5 protein-coding genes are annotated in these 2,951 nt (G+C 57.6%); 3 read left to right on the plus strand and 2 right to left on the minus strand.

Annotated features, from left to right (window positions below; genetic code table 11):
* The 3 genes from ACF8AM_RS00785 to ACF8AM_RS00795 form a co-directional block, all read left to right on the plus strand.
* A partial coding sequence (locus ACF8AM_RS00785; RefSeq protein WP_392553795.1) for a hypothetical protein occupies positions 1–333 on the plus strand: 333 nt, incomplete at its 5' end.
* Between the two features lie 75 nt (positions 334–408).
* The gene (locus ACF8AM_RS00790) at positions 409–897 is read left to right on the plus strand and encodes a hypothetical protein (RefSeq protein ID WP_392553796.1); all 489 of its coding nucleotides are present in this window, start codon (positions 409–411) and stop codon (positions 895–897) included.
* Positions 887–1,282, plus strand: a complete 396-nt coding sequence (locus ACF8AM_RS00795; protein WP_392553797.1) for a MerR family DNA-binding transcriptional regulator — start codon at positions 887–889, stop codon at positions 1,280–1,282. Before ACF8AM_RS00790 ends, ACF8AM_RS00795 begins: the two co-directional genes overlap by 11 nt.
* 298 nt (positions 1,283–1,580) lie before the next feature.
* Here the strand turns inward: ACF8AM_RS00795 and ACF8AM_RS00800 are convergent, their stop codons facing one another.
* Both ACF8AM_RS00800 and ACF8AM_RS00805 read right to left on the minus strand, forming a co-directional pair.
* Positions 1,581–2,435 (minus strand): metallophosphoesterase family protein, encoded by an 855-nt coding sequence (locus ACF8AM_RS00800; protein ID WP_392553798.1) that lies wholly within the window; start codon positions 2,433–2,435, stop codon positions 1,581–1,583.
* A 34-nt stretch (positions 2,436–2,469) separates the two neighbouring features.
* Positions 2,470–2,951 (minus strand): methionine adenosyltransferase domain-containing protein (locus tag ACF8AM_RS00805; RefSeq protein WP_392553799.1); only part of this gene is annotated, 482 nt, incomplete at its 5' end.

Raw genomic sequence — 2,951 nt, forward strand, 5'->3', positions numbered from 1 at the left:
CGCACGTTGGCCGCGGCAAACCTGGAGCGCTTCGCACCCGCCGCCGAACAAGCCGCCGCGGTGCGTCTCGATGAGCTTGATCGGGAGCGGAGCGAAAAAACGTCTCGCAGCGTCAACGCTCGCAGCGGTTCAGCACCGACCGCGATTGATGAGCCACAGAACCGAGAACGTGCGTCAGCGAGGCACACAGGACGCCAAACACAAGACGCGACAAGACGCCCCCAAGCCCGCACTCAAAATCGCGGATTGTTCCAAAGGATCCCGTCGGGCAACCGTGGGATCAGAGCGTTTGATCGGAGGCGTGCGGAGTTGGTGGAAGCGTTGGCGAGGTGATCTCGACCACAGCCCAAGAGATCCAAGTTATTTTCAATCGAAGCAGACAACAGTTACCCCAAGCGAGATTCAACAATGGCAAAGAAACGAAACATTCCCAAACGCCGCAAGCCAACAGTCACCGGCGAACAGCATGATCTGATCCGTGTCGTCGTCATCGATGAAGACGGGAACGAAAAAGAGCAGCTGGTGACCCAGGCGGAGCTGTCGGAGATCAAACGACCAACTGAACATCTCCATCAAGAGCTTGAACCCGAAGATGAAGCCGTTGCCCGGTTCACGTTCAGGGAGGTGGGCCGACTGATCCAACCCACCTACGAACAGTGGGAGAATGGATTCTTGCGTGAGCGTGACCCGCAAAAGGAGCTAGGTTTCTGGCTGCTGATTGCTGCGTTCGTCCAAGCCAGGGGCTATGACGACAAGGAGCGTTTTGCCATTGCTGGCGATGTTTGCTCAGGAAACACTAGCCCGAAACTGGGGCGTGAGATCAACAAGTTCGTGGAGCAGTTGGACGTCGAGGCTTTTCTCGCCGAGATAGCCGAAGGCCAGCAAGATGAACCGTGAAGTTCTTGACCGCTACCGGGAAGCCATCGTGCAAGCAGCCGAGGCCGAAAAAGCGTTGATTGATTGCCGCGCTCGTTTGGCGATCATCGAAAAGGAAATCGAGTTGAGCGGGAAGGCATCTGACACGCCGCCCAAGACGATGACCGAGCGGTTCATCGACGACAATCGCGACAAGCTGGAACCCGACGACATCGAGTTTCTTTCAGAGAAGCACCGCGGAGCCAAAGAGGTGGTTCGCTATTCGGGAATCTCGGAGTCAACGCTCAGGCGCATGGTCGATGCCGAGAAGATCGAAGCACGACGTACAGACGCAGGGCACCGTCGCTACAACACGGTGTCGGTGGTCCGGTACTTGATCACCGAGAGGGATGGGCCGAGCGCTTGACCGGAACGCGACGTTTGCGGGGGTGATTGGCGGCGACTTGAATTTCACAACCGCTACAACCACAAGAGCCGTTTACAACCGATTAGAGCGTTTTGGACGCACTGCTCTAAGTGCTGAAACGTCGTGTTTTAGGCGTTTCTGGCGTTTTGGTCGCCCGTTAGGAATGCGCTGCTCTATCCAGCTGAGCTACGAGGGCGTGTGGGTGGTGTTTCGGGGCTTGAGTTTACGTTGCTGTTCGTGGAGGTGGAAGATCGTTTGTGCCGGCGACTTGGACGCTGCAACTTTCTCTGAGAAGGTCTCAGGGAAAGCAGATCGCCGGACGGGTGAGTTCTATTCGGTCGTCTTCGATCGTGAGCATTGACTCGATTTCCAGACTGCCGTAACGCGAGAAACCGGTGTGGACGATGAGGTTGTCGGCCATCTCTGCCACTCCGTCGTGGTGAGTATGCCCACACAGGACAACGTGCTTTCGCTGAGGGGCTTGTTCGGCCGCGGTTCGAAGAACTCGGCCGAGCTGCCCGCAGACGAAGAAGGGGGCCCAGTTGTCGTCCGTCGTTTTGCCTTCGTACCAACACGCTTCGCGGAATGGTGGCACGTGCGTTGCGATCAAGACTTGCGTGATCTCGTCGGGGAGATTGCGGAGTTTCGCGGCCACCCGGTCCGCAGCGGCTTTGCCCTCAGCGTTCAACAACGATTGCCAAGTCTCAGGAGGACTAAGCCGAAAGTCTTCGATCAATTGGAAGTCGTTCAGCCGAACAATGGAGCCTGCGTAATCGCCTTCCGTTGCATCGCCCCAGCCGTCCTCGCCAATCAAAGCGGTTGACGCATTGAGCGACAACGCGGGATGGTCGGTGAGATAATTCAGTTGCGGAACGTCTCGGCAAAGAGCAATCAGATCACGCCGCGTCGACGCGATCGATTTGCCGTAGAAATCGTGGTTGCCGAGCACGAAATGGATTGGCCGATTCAGGGTCTCGGCCAGGCATCGCAGTTGGTACGCAACATCGTCACCCTCGGACAAATCGCCGGTGATCAGGATCGCGTCTGGATCCAGGTCCAGCAGCTTTGCAGCCCACGATTGCCAAACATCCAGTTTGGCATGATCAAAGTGTGGGTCGGTGATCCACGCAATTCGGCGAACAGGCTGGTTCAAGGAGACTTTGCAACAACTTGGGAAAGACGAAACCTCAGGCGGTGGCGGTGGCACCAGCGGCTTCGGCCAAGGCTTCCGCTTTGTCCGTTTTCTCCCAAGTGAAGCCATCGCCTTCACGTCCGAAGTGGCCACCGGCGGTGGTTTCAACGAACACGGGACGACGCAGTTGCAGGTGATCGATGATGCCACCGGGAGTCAGCGGGAAGTGTTCACGGATCAGTTCGCAAAGTTTTGCATCGTCGATCGTGCCGGTGCCTTCGGTGTCGACGTGGACGCTGACCGGTGCGGTCACGCCGATCGCGTAAGCCAATTGAACTTCGCAACGTTCGGCAAGGCCAGCGGCGACGATGTTCTTGGCAACATAGCGAGCCATGTAAGCAGCACTGCGGTCGACCTTGGTCGAGTCCTTGCCACTGAAGGCACCGCCACCGTGACGGCCCCAACCGCCGTAGGTGTCGACGATGATCTTGCGGCCGGTCAAACCGCAATCGCCGTGAGGTCCACCGATGATGAACT

Origin of the sequence: Rhodopirellula sp. JB055 (genome assembly GCF_043100905.1) — a bacterium.
Classification (GTDB): Bacteria; Planctomycetota; Planctomycetia; order Pirellulales; family Pirellulaceae; genus Rhodopirellula.